This window comes from Amycolatopsis pithecellobii (assembly GCF_009707865.1).
Lineage (GTDB): Bacteria > Actinomycetota > Actinomycetes > Mycobacteriales > Pseudonocardiaceae > Amycolatopsis_E > Amycolatopsis_E pithecellobii.
Genome location: NZ_WMBA01000006.1, coordinates 139,120 through 159,080, shown reverse-complemented (window position 1 = coordinate 159,080; position 19,961 = coordinate 139,120). Strand labels below are relative to the sequence as shown.

Sequence of the window (19,961 nt, the reverse complement as noted above, 5' to 3'; positions counted from 1 at the left end):
GGGGCCAGCCTAGTCTGTCCACATCGGACTCAGCTGACCTCGCCGAAGCGGGCCAGTGCCAGCGCCGACACGACGGCGAGCACGAACCCCGCCACTGCGACCATCCCGAACCCCGGCCGGGTCGTGTCGCCGAGCGCCAGCACACCGATCACCGACGGCAGCACGGTTTCGCCGACCACCATGAGCGCCGTGGCCGTCGTCACGCTCCCACGTTGCAGCGCCGAGGCCAGGAACAGCATCCCGAGCAACCCGGCGCCGGCGATCGCATAGGCCGCGGGGTCGGTCAGGAACGCGCCGACGCTGTTCGTCGCGACGATCCGCCCGGCCAGTGCGACCAGCGCGAACTCCAGCCCCGCGGCCAGCCCCAGCGCCGGGCCGCGCACCCGCTTGCTCGCGCGTCCGGCCACCGTCCCGGCCACGCCGAGCGCGGCTGTCGCGAGCAGTAGTGCGAGGTGGAACGCCAAGCCGACCGGAGCGGAGCCCTCGCCTTGCGCCGAGATGCCCAGCAATGCCAGCCCCGCGCAGACGAGCAGGATTGCGGACCACTCGCGGGGACGCAGCCGGGTGCCGATGCCGATCGCCGCGACCGCCGTCACCGCGAGGCTCGCCGCGAGCGCCGCCTGGACGGCGAACAGCGGCAGTGTCCGCAGCGCGACGAGCTGTGCCAGGAAACCCAGCGCGTCCAGGCTGGTGCCCAGGACATAGCGCCACTGCCGGAACACCCGCACCAGCAGCCGGGGGTCGACCCCGCTGTCATTCCCGCTGACCGCGCGGGCGGCGACCGCCTGCAGCACCGTCGCCACGCCGTACGCCACGGCCGCGACCAACGCGCACAGCCATCCCCACCACATCCCGCCACCCTAGGCGGCAACTGTGCGCGGATATCCTGGGGATTATGTCCGTAGCCGTAAGGGTCATCCCGTGTCTCGATGTTGACGCAGGGCGGGTCGTGAAGGGTGTCAACTTCGCCGATCTGCGTGACGCCGGTGACCCGGTCGAGCTGGCCCGCGTGTACGACGCGGAGGGTGCCGACGAGCTGACCTTCCTCGACGTCACGGCGTCTTCCGGTAACCGGGAGACCACCTATGACGTGGTGCGCCGCACGGCCGAGCAGGTATTCATCCCGCTGACCGTCGGCGGCGGCGTGCGCACCTGCGACGACGTCGACCGGCTGCTGCGCGCGGGGGCGGACAAGGTGAGCATCAACACGGCCGCGATCGCCCGACCGGAGTTTCTGCACGAGGCGTCGCGGCGGTTCGGTGCGCAGTGCATCGTGCTGTCGGTCGACGCGCGCCGGGCCGAGACCCCGTCAGGTTTCGAGGTGACCACCCACGGCGGGCGCAAGGGCACCGGCATCGACGCGGTCGAGTGGGCGGCGCGCGGTGAGGAGCTGGGCGTCGGCGAAATCCTGCTCAATTCGATGGACGCGGACGGCACGAAGAACGGATTCGATCTGGAACTCATCGAGCTGACGCGCAAGGTCGTGCGGGTGCCGGTGATCGCCAGCGGCGGCGCGGGTGCGGTCGAACATTTCCTGCCCGCGGTCAAGGCCGGGGCGGACGCCGTGCTGGCGGCCAGCGTGTTCCACTTTGGACAGTTGAAGATCGGTGACGTGAAGGCCGCCTTGCGCGCCGGGGGAGTCGAGATCCGGTGAAACTCAGGTCGGTCGCCATCGAGGTGAAGCTGGCGATGGCATTGCTGGTCGGGCTCGGCCTCGCGTACCTCGTGCTCGGCATCGTCATCGTGACCACGTCGGACGCCTCGCCGCGCACGCTGTTGCTGCCGGTCGCGAGCGTCGTCCTCGGTGGGCTCGTCGCCGGAGGGCTTGCGTTGCGGATGCCCTCGGCCCGCTTCCTCGGCTTCGTCGTGGCGGCGTTACTCGGGTTGCTGCATGCGTTCCTGTTGCTGGCCGGTGCCGTGCTGGGGTTCAAGCTGTTCTCGGCGCTGCTGGCGATCGGGTATATCTACACCTGGGTGCTGCTGAACTCCGGCCCCATGCGGCGCTATCTGCTGGGAGACGCGGCATGAGCCTCGAGCCGGAACTCGCGGCGCGGCTCAAGCGCAACGCCGACGGGCTCATCTGCGCCGTCGTCGTCGATCACGAGACCTCGGACGTGCTGATGGTCGCGTGGATGAACGACGAAGCGCTGGAAGCCACCCTCACCACTCGCCGTGGCACGTACTTTTCCCGTAGCCGCAACGAGTTGTGGGTCAAGGGGGAGACCTCGGGGCACACCCAGCACGTGCGCGAGGTGCGCCTCGACTGTGACGCCGACACGGTGCTCGTGCGGGTCGATCAGGTCGGGCCCGCGTGCCACACCGGCACCCGGAGTTGTTTCGACACCGCGGAAAGACTGGTGCTCGCGGACGACCGCGGCTGACCGCGGAAACCCGCCAAATCGATCTTACGGGTGAACTTCCAATCGCGTTGTCTGATTCGTTGCCAAGGCCGACTTCTTTCGGAACTCTATGGGTCACAAGGTTTCCCACTAGTTCCGAAAGGTAGTGATCATGAGCGATACGCGGCTCTATTACGAACAATTGCGCGGTAGGGCGCGGCAGTTGGTCAACCGGCTCGACGACGCGATGGACGGGGTGCTGGCCATCGACAGGGCCGTGGACGACGTGTTGCGCGCCGACATGGACAATCCTGGAGAACTGTCCACAACAGACAGTGAGGATCTGCGCCAGTTGCTTGATACCGCAAGGTTTTCGCTGCGCTCGGCGGAACGTATCGCGGTCGCGCACGTGAGCGACGTCGAGGCTGCCATGCGCAGGCTGGGTCTGGCGGGGGAGAAAACGACCGTGTCAGCGGTTCCGGTCAATTCGAACTGACGGAACCGAGGTCGCCGGTGAGGTAGCGCTGCAACGTCGGCGCGACCGCGGCCGCCACGGTTTCGACATCGGCCGAACCGAGTGGTTCGAATGGTGCGACATAGCGCGCCATGCCGATGCCTATCAACTGCGAGGCGCACAATGTGGCGCGCAACTGGGGGTGATCAGCTTCGATCCGGCTCATGATCCGGTCGAGGATGTTAGCGATCATGAAGTCCCGTAGGCCGATCGCGGCTTGGTCATGACTGGCCAGGCTTCGGACGAGTGCGGGGAAGGTACCGCCCGCTGTGGAGTCCCACGCGGTCACGAAGCGGCGGATGATCCGCTCGCCGAGCGTGTCGACATCCCCGTCGAGCAACTCGGTGATGACGTCCTGGGGGTTGAACGGCAACTGGAGCACGGCCTGTGCGAAGAGTGACTCCTTGCTGCCGAACCAGTGGTTGACCATGGCCGCGTCAGTACCCGCCCTGGCGGCGATGGCGCGTACCGTGGCCCCTTCGTAGCCGTTCTCGGAGAACTCCACGCGGGCGGCATCGAGCAGCGCGGTGCGGGTGTCCTGCCCGGCAGGACGCCGCCCGCGCCGCTTGCCCGTCTTCGGTTGTTCCGGTGTGCTCACCGCTCCATCATGACCCGCACGGAGGTGAAATTCAACGAAACATGAATTATCGGCGGCGGGGAATGCCCCGGCAACCGGCCCCGGACGGTCAGCTTCACGTGGCTAGGCTTTTCGCATGGTCACTGGCTACTCCGCGAATTCCGCCGATGGGCTCGGTTCCGTGAGCCCGTCCCGGGACGAGTTCCGCGCGCTCTCCGAGGGGCGCCGGGTGATCCCGGTCGTCCGGCGGCTGCTCGCCGACGGGGAGACCCCCATCGGCGTGTACCGCAAGCTGGCCGCGGACCGCCCCGGCACGTTCCTGTTCGAGTCCGCGGAGAACGGGCAGTCCTGGTCACGGTGGTCGTTCATCGGCGTGCACAGTCCCGCCGCGCTGACGGTGCGCGACGGCCAGGCGGTGTGGACGGGGACGCAGCCAGTCGGCCTGCCCACCGAGGGCAATCCGCTGCAGATGCTGCGTGAGACCGTCGCCGCGCTGCATACGGAGCCGCTGCCCGGCCTGCCGCCGCTGACCGGCGGCATGGTCGGCTACATCGGCTACGACGCCGTGCGCTGGCTGGAAAAGCTGCCCGAGCTGGCCCGGAAGGATCTCGACATCCCCGAGCTGACGATGTTGCTGGCCACCGACCTCGCGGCGTTCGACCACCATGAGGGCACCGTCACGCTCATCGCCAACGCGGTCAACTGGGACAACTCGCCGGACCGTGTCGATGCCGCCTACGACGACGCGGTCCGCCGGCTCGAGCGGATGACCGAGCACCTGCGCGAGGCCGCGCCGTCCACCACCGCGGTGTTCTCCCGGCCGGCGCCGGAGTTCCGGCGGCACCGCACGAAGGAGGACTACCACGAGGCGGTCGACAAGGCCGTCGAGGCGATCAAGGCGGGCGAGGCGTTCCAGGTCGTGCCGTCGCAGCGGTTCGAGATCGAGAACGAGGCCAGCGCGCTGGACATCTACCGCGTGCTGCGCACCTCCAACCCCAGCCCGTACATGTACTTGCTGCGGCTGAACGGTTTCGACATCGTCGGCTCGAGCCCCGAATCGCTCGTCACCGTGCACGACGGGCGCGCGACCACGCACCCGATCGCCGGAACCCGTTGGCGCGGCGCGGATCCCGAGGAGGACGCGCAGCTGTCGAAGGATCTGCTCGCGGACGAGAAGGAGCGCGCCGAACACCTGATGCTGGTCGACCTCGGTCGCAACGACCTCGGCAAGGTGTGCAAGCCCGGCACGGTGCACGTCGTCGACTTCTTCACCATCGAGCGCTACAGCCATGTGATGCACATCGTGTCGACCGTGACCGGGGAGCTGCGAGACGACCGCACCGCGTTCGACGCGGTGGCCGCGTGCTTTCCGGCCGGCACGCTTTCCGGTGCACCCAAGGTGCGCGCGATGGAGTTGATCGAGGAGCTGGAGCCGGTCCGCCGCGGCCTGTACGGCGGCGTCGTGGGGTACCTCGACTTCGCCGGGGACGCCGACACCGCCATCGCCATCCGTACCGCGCTGCTGCGGGACAACCGGGCCTACGTGCAGGCCGGTGGCGGCGTGGTCGCCGATTCCGTCGCCGACTACGAGGACACCGAGTCGCTGAACAAGGCGCGCACGGTGCTCTCCGCCGTCGCCGCCGCCCAGACCATGGCTCCGGCCAAGGCACTGGACCCCGCTGATGACGTCGCCAACGCCCAGTAAGCGTCCACTGTGGACGGTCGTCGCGGCGCTGGTCCTCGGCGCGGCGGCGCTGTGGGGTTCGTCTCGGCTCGTCTGGTCGGCACAGGAACGTGACGCCGGGGTCCGCGGGATGATCCTGGCCACCCAGACGGGTGTGGATCATTCGGGTGCACTCGTCCCGCTGGCCATCCTCGCGGTCGCGGGTGTCGCCGGTGCGGTCGCGACCGGTGGCTGGCCACGCCGGGTACTTGGTGTGGTACTCGCCGTGGCCGGATTGTGGGCCTGCTGGATCGCGGTCGATGGCGTGTCGTTCGGCGGGTTTCCGCCCGGTACGCCGGTGTGGCAGCTGTTCCTCGGCCGTGGGCTCGCCTTGGTGGCGGGAATTCTCGTGCTCGCCGGCGGGTTGATGAGCACCAAGCACGCCAGGACGATGCCGCGACTCGGTGCTCGGTATTCGGCACCGACCGTGAAGAAGTCGGCGCGTGACCCCGATACTGAGCTGTGGGAGGCACTTTCCGAAGGCGAGGACCCCAGTGATCGATAGCAGCCGAGCGCACTGTGTCCGTTGAGGGTGGTGGTGGGTGAGGGGCTGGCGCAGTAGCCGAACGGTTTTGGCTGCTGCCAAGGCATGTTCGACCCGGAACCGGCCCGTGATGATGCGCGGGCTAGCATCTTTTCTGCGGGAAGGGGAAGGTGTTTGTGAGCCAGCTTTCGAGTGAAGATCTGGATGCGTCCGGGAACGGGGGCACCTGGTGAGCGTTCTCGAGGAAATCATCGCCGGTGTCCGCGTCGACCTCGCCGAGCGCGAGAAAGCACTGCCGTTCGACGAGTTGAAGGTTCGCGCCACCAAGGCGGCCCCGCCGCGGGATGCCGCGGGTGCGCTGCGCGAGTCGTCGATAGGGGTCATCGCGGAGGTCAAGCGCCGCAGCCCGTCGAAGGGTGCGCTCGCGACGATCGCCGATCCGGCCGCACTGGCCAGGGACTACGAAGAGGCCGGGGCGCGCGTGATCAGCGTGCTCACCGAGCAGCGCCGGTTCGGCGGTTCGCTCGCCGACTTCGACGCCGTCCGTGCCGTGGTGGACGTTCCCTTGCTGCGCAAGGATTTCGTCGTCAGCCCGTACCAGGTGCACGAGGCCCGCGCGCACGGCGCGGACATGGTGCTGCTGATCGTCGCGGCACTGGAGCAGAACGCGCTGGTCTCGTTGCTCGACCGGGTCGAGTCGCTGGGCATGGCCGCGCTGGTCGAGGTACACAACGCCGAGGAGGCGGACCGCGCGCTGGAAGCGGGCGCCCAGATCATCGGCATCAACGCGCGCAACCTGCACACCCTCGAAGTGGACCGCGACGCGTTCGGCAGGCTCGCCCCCGGGCTGCCCTTCGACGTGACCAAGATCGCCGAGTCGGGTGTCCGCGGCCCCGGTGATCTGATGGCCTACGCCGGGCACGGTGCCGACGCGGTGCTGGTCGGCGAGGGTCTGGTCACCTCGGGTGACCCGAAGGGTGCGCTGATCAAGCTGGTCACCGCGGGTTCCCATCCCGCCTGTCCGAGGCCGGCCCGATGACCGAGCGCACCGAGCACGACCCCGACGAGCGTGGCTACTACGGCGGCCGGTACGGCGGCCGGTTCATGCCCGAGGCGCTCATCGGGGTCGTCGACGAGGTGGCCACCGAGTACGACAAGGCTCGTGCCGACCCGGCGTTCACCGGCGAGTTCAAGCGGCTGCTGCGCGACTACGCCGGCCGGCCGAGCCTGCTGACCGAAGCGCCGCGCTTCGGCGAACACGCCGGTGGCGCGCGGGTCTTCCTCAAGCGCGAGGACCTCAACCACACCGGCTCCCACAAGATCAACAATGTGCTGGGCCAGGCATTGCTCACCAAGCGGATGGGCAAGAAGCGGGTCATCGCCGAGACCGGGGCCGGCCAGCACGGCGTCGCCACCGCCACCGCGTGCGCGCTGCTGGACCTCGAGTGCGTGATCTACATGGGCGAGGTCGACACCGAGCGTCAGGCGCTGAACGTGGCACGGATGCGGCTGCTGGGCGCCGAGGTCGTGCCGGTCAAGACGGGTTCGCGCACGCTCAAGGACGCGATCAACGAGGCGCTGCGGGACTGGGTCACCAACGCCGACACGACGCACTACCTGTTCGGCACGGCGGCCGGCCCGTACCCGTTCCCGACGATGGTGCGCAACTTCCACAAGGTGATCGGCGAGGAAGCCAGGGCACAGGTCCTGGAGCAGACCGGGCGGCTGCCCGACGCCGTCGCCGCGTGCGTCGGCGGCGGGTCCAACGCGATCGGCATTTTCCACGGCTTCATCGACGACCCGGATGTCCGGCTCGTCGGCTTCGAGCCGGGTGGCGAGGGCCTGGAGAGCGGCCGCCACGGCGCGACGCTCACCGAGGGCACCCCCGGCAACCTGCACGGCGCGATGTCGTACCTGCTGCAGGACGAGGACGGCCAGACGCTGGAATCGCACTCGATCTCCGCCGGCCTCGACTACCCCGGCGTCGGGCCGGAACACTCGTGGCTCAAGGATTCGGGCCGCGCCGAGTACCGGCCGATCACCGACGCTGAAGCAATGGACGCGTTCAAGCTGCTCGCGCGGACCGAGGGCATCATCCCGGCGATCGAGTCCGCGCACGCGCTGGCCGGTGCGCTCCAGCTGGGCCGCGAGCTCGGGCGCTCGGCGCTGATCCTGGTGAACCTGTCCGGCCGCGGTGACAAGGACATGGACACGGCGGCGAAGTGGTTCGGCCTGGTCGATACTGCGGCGCAGAGCGCCTCCGTTGAGGGCGGCGGTGGGTGACGGGTGGGGGGAAGGATGAGTTTGCAGGCCTTGTTCGAGCAGACCCGCGGTGAAAGCCGGGCCGCGCTGGTCGGGTACCTGCCCGCCGGGTACCCGAGCGTCGAAGGCTCGAAGGACATGCTCGCGGCGATGATCGACGGCGGCGCGGATCTCGTCGAGGTCGGTATGCCGTATTCGGACCCGGTGATGGACGGGCCGACCATCCAGCTCGCCGCGGACACCGCGCTCAAGCAGGGATTCCGGCTCAAGCAGCTGTTCGAGGTCGTCGAGTCGGTGTCCGCGCGCGGTGGCCGGGCCGTCGTGATGACGTACTGGAACCCGGTTCGCCGCTACGGCGTGGACCGGTTCGCGCGTGACCTCGCCGCCGCCGGTGGGCTGGGCATGATCACGCCGGATCTGATCCCCGACGAGGCGGCCGAGTGGCTGTCCGCGTCGAAAGAGCACGGGCTGGACCGGATCTTCCTGGTGGCGCCGTCATCGTCGGAGGAGCGGATCGATCTCACCGCCCGGTCGGCTTCCGGCTTCCTGTACGCGACGGCGGTCATGGGTGTGACGGGGGCACGGGACCAGGTCGGTGCCGGCGCGGCGGAGCTGGTCCGCCGCGCGCGTGCGCACACGAACCTGCCGATCGGAGTCGGGCTGGGTGTGCGGTCCCGCGAGCAGGCGGCGGAGGTCGCCGGTTTCGCGGACGCGGTCATCGTCGGGTCCGCTCTGGTGACGAAGGCCGCCGAGAGCGCCGAGGCCGTGCGCGCGCTGAGCGCGGAGCTCGCGGAAGGCGTGCGCCAGCCGATCCCCGCCTGACGTGCACCGGCGGAAATGTCGGTGGGTAGTGGCAAGGTGACCCCATGTTTCGCCGAAAGCGGGGGTCGATATGTCAGACTTGTCATGCCGGGCTGTTCTCGTCAGATGCGGAGGTCAGCTAACGTGGCCGCAGTGCCTGATATCGAGCCTGAGTATCTCGTTCCTTGGCACCCTGGCGAGTGGACCGTCGAGGATTTCTTCGAGCTGCCCGAGGACTCGGGTAGCCGCGTCGAGCTGGTCGACGGGACGCTCCTGGTGAGCCCCGCTCCAGCAGCACGGCATCAACGCATCCTGCGGCGGCTTCAACTGGGGCTGCATGGCGCGATCGGTTCGGACGCCGAGCTGTTGCCCGGGGTGAATGTCCGCATGGGTGACCGGCGAGTGCTCATCCCGGATCTGGTGATCGTGACCTGCCCGGACGAGAATGTCGTCTACTTCTCGGCGACTGATGTGCTGCTCGCTGTGGAGATCGAGTCGCCGTCCACCAAGGTGCAGGACCGGATCCTCAAGCGCGAGCTGTACACCGAGGCGAAGATCCCCTACTACCTGCTCGTCAACGCCGCGCCGCGGCCGGTGGAGGCCACGCTGTACGAGCTCACCGAGGGCGGGTACCGCGAGATCACCCGCAGCACGGACGGCAAGCTCAGCCTCACCCGCCCGGTCGCCGCCACCGTGGATCTCGGCGGCTGACCGCCGTGTGAAAGGCTGGCCGGCATGGCCAAGCCGACGCCCCTGCAGACCCGCAACATCCTGATGGCCGTGCTCATGGCCGGCGGCGGGATCTTCAACGTGGTGCGCGGTGGACAGGTGTGGCTGACGGCGATCTTCGCTGTGGCGTGCGTGCTCGCGATCGGTTCGGCCCTGCTCAACCGGCGTGAGTCGCAGTAATCAGCTGACAACGCCGGGCCCCGGACCCGGCCGCAGCCGAGGTGTCACACGGGGACGTTACCGGCACAGGCTACGGTGGCCCCGTGCACACCGTCTTCCTCGCGACGATTCCGAGCCCCGACCGGGGTGTCTGGCACCTGGGGCCGATCCCGATCCGGGCTTACGCTCTGTGCATCATCGCGGGCATCATCCTCGCCATCTGGTGGGGAGAGCGCCGCTGGCAGGAGCGGGGCGGGACCAAGGGCGCGGTCGTCGACATCGCCGTGTTCGCGGTGCCCTTCGGCATCGTCGGCGGGCGGTTGTATCACGTCATCACCGACTCGCAGCTGTACTTCGGCGCGGGCAAGGACCCGATCAAGGCCCTCTACATCTGGGACGGCGGGCTGGGCATCTGGGGCGCCATCGCGCTGGGTGGTCTGGGTGCGTGGATCGGCTGCCGCCGCAAGGGAATCCCGTTGCCGGCCATGGCGGACGCGATCGCGCCGGGGATCGTGGCCGCGCAGGCGATCGGCCGCCTCGGCAACTACTTCAACCAGGAGCTCTACGGCGCACACACCACTTTGCCCTGGGGCCTGGAGATCTACCAGCGTTTCGACCCGAGCAATCCGTCGATCCCGGATCAGGGCCCGAACGGCGTCGCCTTCGGCAGCATCCCGTTGCCGGACAGCCCGGTGCAGCCGACGTTCCTGTACGAGCTGCTGTGGAACCTCGCGGTCGCCGGGTTCGTGGTCTGGATGGACCGGCGGCTCAAGCTCGGGCACGGCCGCGCGTTCGCGCTGTACGTCGCGGGCTACACACTCGGCCGGTTCTGGATCGAGCTGCTGCGCACCGACAACGCCAACCATATCCTCGGCCTGCGTGTGAACAACTGGACCTCCGCACTGGTTTTCGTCGGCGCGATGGCGTACTTCTTCCTCGCCCGTCGGCGCGGCCCCCGTGAAGCGCCCGAACTGCTCAGCACGGAAAAGCCTGTGGTGGAAGAACAACAGAAGGTCGACTAGCGCCGCGTCCGCGAGGTCAACGAAGTCGTCCAGCTGGCGGCGCAGGCCTGACGGGGGCGATCACCAGCTCGCCACGTTCGGCGGTGAGCACGTCCGCGGCGGCGCCGTAGTACCGCTCGAGTGCTTGCGCGGTCAGTACTTCCTCCGGCGCGCCCGCGGAAGCCACCTCGCCGGCCGACAGCAACAACACGTGGTCGGCGTACTGGGCGGCGAACGTGAGATCGTGCAAAGTGGACACCACCGTGGTGCCATCTTCGTGACGCAGCCGGTCGATCAGTTCGAGGATCGCCTGCGCGTGACCGATGTCCAGGCCCGTCGTCGGTTCGTCGAGCAGGAGGAACCCGGTCTGTTGCACGAGGACCCGGGCGAGCACGGCTCGCTGCCGTTCGCCGCCCGAGAGTGTGCGGAGCTTCCGGGAAGCCAGCTCCGCCAGGTCCAGCCGGGCCAGTACACCCTCCACAATGGACAGATCCGCAGCGCCTTCGCGGGCGAGCGGGCCCAGGTGCGGGGTGCGCCCGAGCACCGCGTAGTCGGTGACGGTAAGCCCGCCGGGCAGCACCGGGTCCTGTGGCGCGTAGCCGAGCTTCCGGGCCTTTTCCTTGCGTGACAAGGCGGTCACCGGTTTGCCGTCGATCAGGACGGTCCCGGAACCGGGAAGAAGCCCGGCCATCGTCTTGAGCAAAGTGGACTTCCCGGCACCGTTCGGTCCGACGATCGCCAGCCAGCTGCCACGCGGGATCTCCACCGACACTGCGCGCACGACCGTACGCCCGTCGTAACCGGCGTGGACGTCGTGCAAAGTCAGCGTCATGACACCTTCCCCAGCGAAGATCGCAGTACCGCAACGAAAAACGGCGCACCGGCGAACGCAGTCACCACCCCGAGCGGCAGCTCGCCCGGCATGACGGTGCGCGCCACCTGGTCGGCCGCGATCAGGAAAACCGCCCCGCCCAGCAGGGAAAGCGGGATGACGACCCGGTAGCTCGCCCCGGCCAGCAGCCGCACCACATGCGGCACCACGATGCCGACGAACCCGATCAGGCCGCTCACCGACACGGCCGCCGCGGTCGCCAGTGAGGCCGCCGCGAGCAGCAGGAGCCGCACCCGCGCCGGATGCACGCCGAGCGACGCGGCTTCGGCGTCGCCCAGGGACAACACGTCGAGCAGCCGCGCGCAGACACAGAGGAGCACCGCCGCGACCCCGATGTACGGGACCGCGATCAGCACCTCACGCCAGCCGCTGACGTTCAGCCCGCCCAGCATCCACGTGTAGACCTGCCGGATCGTCTCGGTGTTGAGCTGTTGCGCGAAAACCTGTGCGGCGGAAAGGAACGACCCGACCGCGACACCGGCGAGCAGCAGCGTCGCGGTACCCGTCCCGCCGGCGGAGCGGCCGAGCAGCCAGCTCAGCGCGACCCCGCCGAGCGCGCCGGCGAACGCGGCCGGCGGCACCAGCGCACCCGAAGCCGGGGCCACCACGACCACGATCGTCGCGGCCATCCCCGCACCCGCGGCGGCACCGAGCAGGTACGGATCGGCCAGCGGGTTGCGGAACACGCCCTGGAACGTCGCGCCGGACATCGCGAGCGCGGCGCCGACGAGGCCGGCCAGCAGCACGCGCGGCACCCGCAGCTGCCACACGATCGCGGCTTCCCGCGCTGACAACGGGGATTGCCCGCCCGTCACCTCGGCGACGACTTCCCCCAGCACCCGGTGCCAGCCCAGATCCGCCGCGCCGATCAGTGTCGCCAGCACCAGTGCCACGAGCAACGCGATGACCGCGACGAGCATGGTCAGCGGCCGGAGCCGGGTGACGTTACCCGGCATGAGCCGCCTTCGTCACCGCGGCGGAGACGGCCCGTGCCAGCTCGACCACCCGCGGGCTCCACCGTGACGCGATGTCGTCGTCGAGCGCGAGCACCTGGCCCTGCTTCACCGCGGTCAAGGTGTTCCAGCCGGGCCGGGCCGCGACGGACTGCGCATTCTGCCCACAGCACTTCGAATCGGCGAGAAAAATCAACGCGGGATCGGCTTGCAAAATGCGTTCTGCAGATAGCTGCGGATAACCTCCGGAAATCGACGGATTGTTCCCGTCCGCGATATTCGTGAGGTTGAAACGGGCAAGCACCTGGCCGATGAAAGTTCTTGACGTCGCGCTGTAGTAGGTCTGGTCGAGCTCCCAGTAGAAGCTCAGCGGCTTGGCCGGTTTCGGGGTGTCGGCGACGATCTTGTCGAGGTCCGCCCGGGTCTGGCGGGCCAGACTCTCGCCCTCCGCCTGGTGCCCGGTCGCCTTGCCCAGCTGCACGAACTCGCCGTAGGCCTCGTCGAGGGTCTTCGCGTCCGGCATGATCAACGTCTTCACCCCGGTTCTGGCCAGCGCCGCCGACAAACCGGTCGTGTCGGCCGAGGCGACGACCAGGTCCGGGTGGTACGCCGCGATGGCTTCCGGATCGGGCCTCAGCGCCGAAAGCGGTGTGTGCGGAGCCTGTTCCGGATAGTCCGACTGCGAGTCCACAGCGACCACCTGCGGTCCCGCGGCGAGGGCGAACAGGGTTTCGGTCGCCGAGGGGGACAGCGACACGATCCGGGCCGGCTGACGGTCGATCGTCACCGAACCGATGGTGACCGGGAAACTCGCCTCGGTGTCGGGCCCGGCGGCGGAGTCCTCGTCGCGCGGGTGCGAAGCGCACCCGGTCAGTACGAGCAACAACACGATCAGCAGTGAAAACCTGCGCGGCATCTGGACCTCTGTCGACCGGCCCCGGCGCTTCGCCGTGCCGCGGGGCGGTCACGCCGCACCTCTGCGCCGGAGGTGAATTGGCGTCAGCGCGCGGAAGGCGACCTGGCTCGGTCTGACACAGTGTGCTCAGACCATCACAGTTGCGGCACAGCACCGGGTTCTCACCGGACTTCGCGACCGCGCGCATCGCCGGCCAGCGGGCTGCCGACCAGCGTGAGAAACGCTACCACCAGCAATTCTGGCCGTTTCGCCGAACATTCACGTAGCCTTGGTGGGATAGTCGCGAACTACCCGGGGCACCGTTCAGAGGTGAACACGCCCATCAAGAACGATGTCGTTCGTCGCAGCCAGATCGTTACCTCCCCGATGAGATTTTCCACGGTCTGAGAGGGTGCTGTGGTGTTTCCTGGGTGTTAAGGTCGCGCTAATCAGCGGGCCATCGTCGTCCCGAGCAAGCAGAACCGGGGGAGCTTTCCGCAGCACGAAGACGACGAAGGAGGTCCCCGCATGATCTTCTCCGCCAACCCAGGCAAGCAGGGTCTGTACGACCCGGCTACAGAACAGGATTCCTGCGGTGTCGCCATGGTGGCCGACCTGCGTGGCCGCCGTTCGCACGGCATCGTCACCGACGGCCTGACCGCGTTGATGAACCTCGACCACCGCGGTGCCGCGGGAGCCGAGCCGACCTCGGGTGACGGCGCGGGCATCCTCCTGCAGTTGCCCGACGAGTTGCTGCGCGCGGAGACCGCTTTCCCGTTGCCCGCGGCGGACCCGGCGGGCCGGCAGCGGTACGCCGCCGGAATCGCGTTCCTGCCTGGTGAAGCCGAGACCCGCACCAAGGCGATCTCGCTCGTCGAGCGCCTCGCCGACGAAGAGGACCTCGAGGTCCTCGGCTGGCGCGACGTGCCCGCGAACGCGGACGCTGCCGGTATCGGGCCCACAGCCCGGTCGGTCATGCCGCATTTCGCGATGCTGTTCGTCGCCGGCAAGCCCGGCGCGGACGGTGCCCGCCCGTCCGGTGTGGACCTGGACCGGCTCACATTCTGCCTCCGCAAGCGCGCCGAGCATGACAGTCTGGTCGCCGAATGCGGCACGTACTTCCCGTCGCTGTCCTCGCGGACCTTGGTGTACAAGGGAATGCTCACCCCCGAGCAGCTGCCCGTGTTCTTCTCCGACCTGCGTGACGAGCGGCTGGCCAGCGCGATCGCACTGGTGCACTCGCGGTTTTCCACGAACACCTTCCCGTCGTGGCCGCTTGCGCATCCGTTCCGCTACGTGGCGCACAACGGCGAGATCAACACCGTCCGCGGCAACCGCAACCGCATGCGAGCACGCGAGGCGCTGCTGCGATCGGACCTGATCCCTGGCGACCTTTCGCGGCTGTACCCGGTGTGCTCGCCGGACGCCTCGGATTCCGCGTCCTTCGACGAGGTGCTGGAACTGCTGCATCTCGGCGGCCGGAGCCTGCCGCACGCGGTGCTGATGATGATCCCGGAGGCGTGGGAGAACCACACCTCGATGGACCCGGAACGCCGGGCGTTCTACCAGTTCCACGCCAACCTCATCGAGCCGTGGGACGGCCCCGCGTGCGTGACCTTCACCGACGGCACCCTCGTCGGCGCGGTGCTCGACCGCAACGGCCTGCGCCCGGCGCGCTGGTGGCGCACCGCCGACGACAGGGTGGTCCTCGCGAGTGAGGCCGGGGTACTCGACGTGGCACCGGAAAACGTGGTGGCCAAGGGCAGGCTCAAGCCTGGCCGGATGTTCCTCGTCGACACCGAAGCGCAGCGACTGGTTGATGACAACGAGGTCAAGTCCGGGCTGGCGCGTGAGCAACCCTATGCGGAGTGGGTCCACGCGGGCCTGCTGCAGCTGGCCGATCTGCGCGATCGCGATCACGTCACGCAGAGCCATGATTCGGTGCTGCGCCGTCAGCTTTCCTTCGGCTATACCGAAGAAGAAGTCAAGATACTGCTGACGCCGATGACGCAGAAGGGGGCCGAGCCGATCGGCTCGATGGGCACCGACACCCCGCCCGCCGTGCTGTCACAGCGATCCCGCCAGCTGTACGACTACTTCAAGCAGGGCTTCGCCCAGGTCACCAACCCGCCGCTGGACGCGCTCCGCGAGGAGCTGGTCACGTCGATGAGCCGGATCATGGGCCCGGAGCAGAACCTGCTCGAGTCGGGTCCGGCTTCGTGCCGGCACATCCAGCTGCCGTACCCGGTCATCGACAACGACGAGCTGGCCAAGCTCATCCACATCAACGACGACGGCGACCTGCCCGGCTTCGCCTGTACCGTCCTTTCCGGACTGTTCGAAGTGGACGGTGGCGGGGCGGCGCTGCGGGACGCGGTGGAACGCGTTCGCCGCGAGGCGTCGGAAGCGATCGCGGCTGGTGCACGCACGCTCGTGCTCTCCGACCGCGACTCCGACCACCGGATGGCGCCGATCCCGTCGTTGCTGCTGGTCTCCGCGGTGCACCACCATCTGGTGCGCACCAAGGAAAGGCTGCGGGTGGCGCTGGTCGTCGAGACCGGCGATGCCCGCGAGGTGCACCACATCGCGCTGCTGCTGGGTTACGGCGCCGCCGCGGTGAACCCGTACCTGGCCTTCGAGACCATCGAGGACCTCATCAACCAGGGCATGCTGACGGGCATGGAACCGCGGCATGCGGTACGTAGCTACGTCAAGGCGCTCGTCAAGGGCGTGCAGAAGATCATGTCCAAGATGGGCATCTCGACGGTCAGCGCGTACACCGCCGCGCAGGTCTTCGAATCCCTTGGCCTGTCACAGGATCTGCTCGACGAGTACTTCACCGGCACGGTGTCGAAGCTCGGCGGGGTCGGGCTCGACGTGCTCGCCGAAGAGGTCGCGATCCGGCACCGGCGGGCGTACCCCGACAACCCGGCCGACCGTTCGCACCGGCGGCTGGACAGCGGTGGCGAGTACGCCTATCGCCGTGAGGGCGAGCTGCACCTGTTCACCCCGGAGACGGTTTTCCTGCTGCAGCACGCATCCAAGAGCCGCCGGGAAGAGGCGTACCGCGCGTACACCGAGGAAGTCCACCGGCTGGCCAGGGAAGGCGGCCTGCTGCGCGGGATGTTCAAGTTCCGCACCGGAGCGCGCCCGCCGGTACCGATCGACGAGGTGGAGTCGGTCGAGGCGATCTGCAAGCGGTTCAACACCGGTGCGATGTCCTACGGCTCGATCTCGGCCGAGGCGCACCAGACGCTGGCCATCGCGATGAACCGGATCGGCGGGCGGTCCAACACCGGTGAGGGCGGTGAGGACCCCGAGCGCCTGTACGACCCGGAGCGGCGCAGCGCGATCAAGCAAGTCGCAAGTGGACGGTTCGGCGTGACGAGCGAGTACCTCGTCAACGCCGACGACATCCAGATCAAGATGGCGCAGGGCGCGAAACCCGGTGAAGGCGGCCAGCTGCCGCCGAACAAGGTCTACCCGTGGATCGCGCGCACCCGGCATTCGACGCCGGGTGTCGGGCTCATCTCGCCGCCGCCGCACCACGACATCTACTCCATCGAGGACCTGGCGCAGCTGATCCATGATCTCAAGAACGCCAACGAAAAGGCCCGCATCCACGTGAAGCTGGTCAGTTCCCTCGGCGTGGGCACGGTCGCGGCCGGAGTCTCCAAGGCGCACGCCGACGTGGTGCTCATCTCCGGGCACGACGGCGGCACCGGTGCCTCGCCGATGAACTCGCTCAAGCATGCCGGTACGCCATGGGAGATCGGGCTGGCGGAAACGCAGCAGACGTTGCTGCTCAACGGTTTGCGGGACCGGATCACGGTCCAGGTGGACGGTGCCATGAAGACCGGGCGGGACGTCGTGGTCGCCGCGCTGCTCGGTGCCGAGGAGTACGGCTTCGCGACGGCGCCGCTGGTTGTGGCCGGCTGCATCATGATGCGGGTCTGCCACCTCGACACGTGCCCGGTCGGCGTCGCGACGCAGAGCCCGGAACTGCGCAAGCGCTACACCGGTCAGGCCGACCACATCGTGAACTACTTCCGGTTCGTGGCGCAGGAAGTGCGGGAAACCCTTGCCGCGCTGGGGTTCCGCACCCTCGACGAGGCCATCGGCCGGGCCGACGTGCTCGACGTCGACGAAGCGGTCGGGCACTGGAAGGCGAAAGGTCTGGACCTCTCGCCGGTCTTCGAAATGCCGACGGAGACGCCATATGGCGGCGCACGGCGCAAAGTTCGCGAGCAGGATCACGGTCTCGAACACGCGTTGGACCGCACGCTCATCCAGCTCGCCGAGGCGGCGCTGGAGGACGCGCACCCGGTGCGCCTGGAGCTGCCCGTCCGCAACGTGAACCGGACCGTGGGCACGCTGCTCGGTTCGGAGATCACCCGGCGCTACGGCGGCGAGGGACTGCCCGACGGCACGATTCACGTGCGGCTCACCGGTTCGGCCGGCCAGTCGCTCGGTGCTTTCCTGCCGCGCGGCGTGACGCTGGAAATGGTCGGCGACGCCAACGACTACGTGGGCAAGGGCCTGTCCGGCGGGCGGATCGTCGTACGCCCGCACGAGAACGCCACGTTCGTCGCGGAACGGCAGGTGATTGCGGGCAACACGCTCGCCTACGGTGCGACCGGTGGCGAGATGTTCCTGCGCGGCCAGGTCGGGGAACGGTTCTGTGTCCGGAATTCCGGTGCGGTCGTGGTCGCCGAGGGCGTCGGTGACCACGCGTTCGAGTACATGACCGGCGGCCGGGCCGTGGTGCTCGGCTCGACCGGGCGGAACCTGGCGGCCGGGATGTCCGGCGGGATCGGCTATGTCCTGGATCTCGATCACAGCCGGGTCAACGACGAGATGGTCGATCTGCTCCAGCCCGAGCCCGAGGATCTGGTGTGGCTCAAGCGAATCGTGATCCGGCACCGTGAGCTCACGGGTTCGACGGTGGCCGCGTCACTGCTCGGTGACTGGCCACGGCGATCGGCCGCGTTCACGAAGGTCATGCCGCGCGATTACGCGCGAGTCCTGGAGGCGATGAAGGCGGCGAAGGCAACGGGGCGCGACGTCGATGAAGCAGTGATGGAGGCTGCGAATGGCTGACCCCCGCGGTTTTCTGAAGTTCGAGCGCGAGGAACCGAAGAAGCGCTCTCTCGACGAGCGCGTGCACGACTGGCGCGAGGTCTACGCGCTTACCCCGCCGGACGAACGCAACGCCGAGGTGCGCACACAGGCGGGCCGGTGCATGGACTGCGGTATCCCGTTCTGTCACTCGGGCAGCGCGGGGTGCCCGCTGGGCAATCTCATTCCCGAGTGGAACGACCTGGTCCGGCAGGGACACTGGGCGGCCGCGAGCGACCGTCTCCACGCGACCAACAATTTCCCCGAGTTCACCGGGAAGTTGTGCCCGGCGCCGTGCGAGGCGGGGTGCGTGCTGTCGATTTCGCCGCTGTCCGGCGGCTCGGTGGCGATCAAGCGGGTCGAGGCGACGATCGCGGATGTCTCGTGGGAACGGGGCATCGTCGAGCCGCAGGTCGCCGGTGTCGCCTCCGGGCAGCGGGTGGCCGTCGTCGGTTCCGGCCCGGCCGGTCTCGCGGCGGCACAGCAGCTGACGCGTGCCGGGCACGAGGTGACCGTGTTCGAGCGGGACGACCGGCTTGGTGGCCTGCTGCGGTACGGCATTCCCGAGTTCAAGATGGAGAAGAAGCACCTCGACCGTCGCCTCGCACAGCTGCGCAAGGAGGGCACCCAGTTCGTGACCGGGTGCGAGGTCGGGGTGGACCTGACGGTCGAGGAGCTGCGGGCCCGTTACGACGCGGTGGTGCTGGCCGTGGGCGCGCTGCGCGACCGCGACGATCGGGTGACCCCGGGCCGGGAGCTGGGCGGGATCCATCTCGCGATGGAGCATCTTGTGCAGGCCAACAGGCAGTGCGAGGGCGACGGCCCGCCGGACATCGACGGCGCCGGGAAGCACGTGGTCGTCATCGGCGGTGGTGACACGGGCGCGGACTGTTACGGCACCGCGACGCGGCAGGGTGCGCTTTCGGTCACCCAGCTGGACCAGTATCCGATGCCGCCGCAAACCCGCGATGACGACGTCTCGCCGTGGCCGACGTGGCCGTACATCCTGCGCACCTATCCCGCGCACGACGAAGGCGGCGAGCGGATGTTCGGGGTCGCGGTGAAGCGGTTCGTCGGGGACGACGACGGGCATGTGCGGGCGATCGAGCTGCAAAAGGTGCAGGTGTCGCGGGATCCGGAGACGGGTGTGCGGCGGGTCGAGCCGGTCAGCGGCGAGATCGAGGTGATCTCGGCGGATCTGGTGCTGCTGGCGATCGGCTTCGAGGGTGTCGAGGAGATGCGGCTGCTGGACGACCTGGGCATCGAGCTGACGAAGGACGGCCGGCTTTCCTGCGGTGCGGACTGGCAGACCGGTGCGCCTGGGGTGTTCGTCTGTGGTGACGCGCATCGAGGCGCTTCCCTGGTGGTGTGGGCGATTGCCGAGGGCCGTTCGGTGGCGAACGCGGTCGACGCCTACCTCACCGGCACCAGTGACCTCCCCGCTCCCGTGCACCCCACGGCGTTGCCCCTCGCGGTGGTCTAGTTACCACGGGCACGGTAACCGTCCGAAGGTC

19 protein-coding genes are annotated in these 19,961 nt (G+C 68.7%); 14 read left to right on the top strand and 5 right to left on the bottom strand.

The window, feature by feature from the left end:
* Positions 1-29: 29 nt before the first annotated feature.
* The gene (locus GKO32_RS06475) at positions 30-851 is read right to left on the bottom strand and encodes a DMT family transporter (RefSeq protein ID WP_154755847.1); all 822 of its coding nucleotides are present in this window, start codon (positions 849-851) and stop codon (positions 30-32) included.
* 44 nt (positions 852-895) lie between these two features.
* Here GKO32_RS06475 and hisF point away from each other — a divergent pair, with 44 nt between their 5' ends.
* The 4 genes from hisF (at position 896) to GKO32_RS06455 (ending at position 2,835) form a co-directional block, all read left to right on the top strand.
* Positions 896-1,654 carry an imidazole glycerol phosphate synthase subunit HisF gene (gene hisF / locus GKO32_RS06470; protein WP_154755846.1) on the top strand — a complete coding sequence of 253 codons (759 nt, stop codon included), beginning with the start codon at positions 896-898 and terminating at the stop codon, positions 1,652-1,654.
* A complete protein-coding gene (locus GKO32_RS06465; RefSeq protein WP_312867580.1) occupies positions 1,651-2,028 on the top strand; it encodes a hypothetical protein in 378 nt (125 codons plus the stop codon). The genes hisF and GKO32_RS06465 overlap by 4 nt, the downstream gene beginning before the upstream one ends.
* The gene (gene hisI / locus GKO32_RS06460; protein WP_154755845.1) at positions 2,025-2,381 is read left to right on the top strand and encodes a phosphoribosyl-AMP cyclohydrolase; all 357 of its coding nucleotides are present in this window, start codon (positions 2,025-2,027) and stop codon (positions 2,379-2,381) included. Before GKO32_RS06465 ends, hisI begins: the two co-directional genes overlap by 4 nt.
* A gap of 130 nt (positions 2,382-2,511) precedes the next feature.
* Positions 2,512-2,835, top strand: a complete 324-nt coding sequence (locus GKO32_RS06455) for a hypothetical protein (RefSeq protein ID WP_154755844.1) — start codon at positions 2,512-2,514, stop codon at positions 2,833-2,835.
* On the opposite strand, the gene GKO32_RS06450 is transcribed toward GKO32_RS06455, so the two are convergent.
* Positions 2,822-3,451 (bottom strand): TetR/AcrR family transcriptional regulator, encoded by a 630-nt coding sequence (locus GKO32_RS06450; RefSeq protein ID WP_312867579.1) that lies wholly within the window; start codon positions 3,449-3,451, stop codon positions 2,822-2,824. The genes GKO32_RS06455 and GKO32_RS06450 overlap by 14 nt on opposite strands.
* A gap of 115 nt (positions 3,452-3,566) precedes the next feature.
* Between GKO32_RS06450 and GKO32_RS06445 the strand changes: the two genes are divergently transcribed.
* From GKO32_RS06445 to lgt, 8 genes are all read left to right on the top strand, one after another.
* Entirely contained in the window at positions 3,567-5,135 is a 1,569-nt protein-coding gene (locus tag GKO32_RS06445; protein ID WP_154755843.1) for an anthranilate synthase component I, read from the top strand.
* Entirely contained in the window at positions 5,113-5,658 is a 546-nt protein-coding gene (locus GKO32_RS06440; protein ID WP_154755842.1) for a Trp biosynthesis-associated membrane protein, read from the top strand. The genes GKO32_RS06445 and GKO32_RS06440 overlap by 23 nt, the downstream gene beginning before the upstream one ends.
* A 208-nt stretch (positions 5,659-5,866) precedes the next feature.
* Entirely contained in the window at positions 5,867-6,676 is an 810-nt protein-coding gene (gene trpC / locus GKO32_RS06435) for an indole-3-glycerol phosphate synthase TrpC (protein WP_312867578.1), read from the top strand.
* Entirely contained in the window at positions 6,673-7,920 is a 1,248-nt protein-coding gene (gene trpB / locus GKO32_RS06430) for a tryptophan synthase subunit beta (RefSeq protein WP_154755840.1), read from the top strand. Before trpC ends, trpB begins: the two co-directional genes overlap by 4 nt.
* A 15-nt stretch (positions 7,921-7,935) precedes the next feature.
* Positions 7,936-8,721, top strand: a complete 786-nt coding sequence (gene trpA / locus GKO32_RS06425) for a tryptophan synthase subunit alpha (protein ID WP_154755839.1) — start codon at positions 7,936-7,938, stop codon at positions 8,719-8,721.
* Positions 8,722-8,853: 132 nt separating this feature from the next.
* Positions 8,854-9,411 (top strand): Uma2 family endonuclease, encoded by a 558-nt coding sequence (locus tag GKO32_RS06420; RefSeq protein ID WP_312867577.1) that lies wholly within the window; start codon positions 8,854-8,856, stop codon positions 9,409-9,411.
* 24 nt (positions 9,412-9,435) lie between these two features.
* Positions 9,436-9,609: a hypothetical protein gene (locus tag GKO32_RS37915; RefSeq protein WP_166459405.1), complete on the top strand. Its 174-nt coding sequence runs from the start codon at positions 9,436-9,438 to the stop codon at positions 9,607-9,609.
* Positions 9,610-9,692: 83 nt separating this feature from the next.
* Positions 9,693-10,610, top strand: coding sequence for a prolipoprotein diacylglyceryl transferase (gene lgt / locus GKO32_RS06415; RefSeq protein WP_312867576.1), 918 nt, complete (start codon positions 9,693-9,695; stop codon positions 10,608-10,610).
* A gap of 16 nt (positions 10,611-10,626) precedes the next feature.
* Here the strand turns inward: lgt and GKO32_RS06410 are convergent, their stop codons facing one another.
* The 3 genes from GKO32_RS06410 to GKO32_RS06400 are packed head-to-tail and all read right to left on the bottom strand — an operon-like array spanning position 10,627 to position 13,350.
* Positions 10,627-11,421: an ABC transporter ATP-binding protein gene (locus GKO32_RS06410; RefSeq protein WP_154755837.1), complete on the bottom strand. Its 795-nt coding sequence runs from the start codon at positions 11,419-11,421 to the stop codon at positions 10,627-10,629.
* Positions 11,418-12,437, bottom strand: coding sequence for a FecCD family ABC transporter permease (locus tag GKO32_RS06405; protein ID WP_154755836.1), 1,020 nt, complete (start codon positions 12,435-12,437; stop codon positions 11,418-11,420). The genes GKO32_RS06410 and GKO32_RS06405 overlap by 4 nt, the downstream gene beginning before the upstream one ends.
* Positions 12,427-13,350, bottom strand: coding sequence for an ABC transporter substrate-binding protein (locus tag GKO32_RS06400; protein ID WP_166459404.1), 924 nt, complete (start codon positions 13,348-13,350; stop codon positions 12,427-12,429). The genes GKO32_RS06405 and GKO32_RS06400 overlap by 11 nt, the downstream gene beginning before the upstream one ends.
* 507 nt (positions 13,351-13,857) lie before the next feature.
* Here GKO32_RS06400 and gltB point away from each other — a divergent pair.
* Together gltB and GKO32_RS06390 are read left to right on the top strand one after the other, a co-directional pair.
* Entirely contained in the window at positions 13,858-18,429 is a 4,572-nt protein-coding gene (gene gltB, locus GKO32_RS06395) for a glutamate synthase large subunit (protein WP_154755835.1), read from the top strand.
* On the top strand, positions 18,422-19,930 hold the full coding sequence (locus GKO32_RS06390) for a glutamate synthase subunit beta (protein WP_154755834.1): 1,509 nt from the start codon (positions 18,422-18,424) through the stop codon (positions 19,928-19,930). The genes gltB and GKO32_RS06390 overlap by 8 nt, the downstream gene beginning before the upstream one ends.
* Positions 19,931-19,961: the final 31 nt, after the last annotated feature.

Excerpts from the sequence above, each read along its gene's own strand:
- GKO32_RS06405 (WP_154755836.1), bottom strand. The coding sequence starts at position 12,437 with ATGCCGGGTAACGTCACCCGGCTCCGGCCGCTGACCATGCTCGTCGCG.
- hisF (WP_154755846.1), top strand. The coding sequence starts at position 896 with ATGTCCGTAGCCGTAAGGGTCATCCCGTGTCTCGATGTTGACGCAGGG.
- GKO32_RS06475 (WP_154755847.1), bottom strand. The coding sequence starts at position 851 with ATGTGGTGGGGATGGCTGTGCGCGTTGGTCGCGGCCGTGGCGTACGGC.
- trpA (WP_154755839.1), top strand. The coding sequence starts at position 7,936 with ATGAGTTTGCAGGCCTTGTTCGAGCAGACCCGCGGTGAAAGCCGGGCC.
- GKO32_RS06455 (WP_154755844.1), top strand. The coding sequence starts at position 2,512 with ATGAGCGATACGCGGCTCTATTACGAACAATTGCGCGGTAGGGCGCGG.
- GKO32_RS06400 (WP_166459404.1), bottom strand. The coding sequence starts at position 13,350 with ATGCCGCGCAGGTTTTCACTGCTGATCGTGTTGTTGCTCGTACTGACC.
- hisI (WP_154755845.1), top strand. The coding sequence starts at position 2,025 with ATGAGCCTCGAGCCGGAACTCGCGGCGCGGCTCAAGCGCAACGCCGAC.
- GKO32_RS06445 (WP_154755843.1), top strand. The coding sequence starts at position 3,567 with ATGGTCACTGGCTACTCCGCGAATTCCGCCGATGGGCTCGGTTCCGTG.
- GKO32_RS06410 (WP_154755837.1), bottom strand. The coding sequence starts at position 11,421 with ATGACGCTGACTTTGCACGACGTCCACGCCGGTTACGACGGGCGTACG.
- GKO32_RS37915 (WP_166459405.1), top strand. The coding sequence starts at position 9,436 with ATGGCCAAGCCGACGCCCCTGCAGACCCGCAACATCCTGATGGCCGTG.
- gltB (WP_154755835.1), top strand. The coding sequence starts at position 13,858 with ATGATCTTCTCCGCCAACCCAGGCAAGCAGGGTCTGTACGACCCGGCT.
- GKO32_RS06440 (WP_154755842.1), top strand. The coding sequence starts at position 5,113 with ATGACGTCGCCAACGCCCAGTAAGCGTCCACTGTGGACGGTCGTCGCG.
- GKO32_RS06390 (WP_154755834.1), top strand. The coding sequence starts at position 18,422 with ATGGCTGACCCCCGCGGTTTTCTGAAGTTCGAGCGCGAGGAACCGAAG.
- trpB (WP_154755840.1), top strand. The coding sequence starts at position 6,673 with ATGACCGAGCGCACCGAGCACGACCCCGACGAGCGTGGCTACTACGGC.